Origin of the sequence: Microbacterium sp. GbtcB4 (genome assembly GCF_019091465.1) — a bacterium.
In the GTDB taxonomy this organism is placed as follows: Bacteria; Actinomycetota; Actinomycetes; order Actinomycetales; family Microbacteriaceae; genus Microbacterium; species Microbacterium paraoxydans.
On record NZ_JAGXJJ010000758.1, the window covers coordinates 1 to 230 of the forward strand.

Annotated in this window: 1 protein-coding gene; it reads left to right on the forward strand. The window is 67.8% G+C overall.

Features of this window, described 5'->3' with window-relative positions; translation table 11 throughout:
* The coding region (locus tag KVS71_RS19535; RefSeq protein ID WP_217585347.1) for a hypothetical protein at positions 1-219 on the forward strand (219 nt) is incomplete at its 5' end.
* Positions 220-230 lie beyond the last annotated feature (11 nt).

Sequence of the window (230 nt, forward strand, 5' to 3'; positions counted from 1 at the left end):
GGACCCCACGGCCCCTGGGCCCCGGACGCGGCGTGGAAGGAACCCGGCATGGCGAGGTTCGCCGAGGCCTACGGGGGCCAGTTCCACAGGATTGAGGCAATCAGCCGGATAGACGGGAAGCACAGAGTGCTCGACTTGAAGCTCGCCGACGTGCGCGCGGAGGTGCTGAACGAATCCGACGCGCGGTTCGCCTACGACCGCGCTGCCGTGGACTATTGAGCGCAGGATCG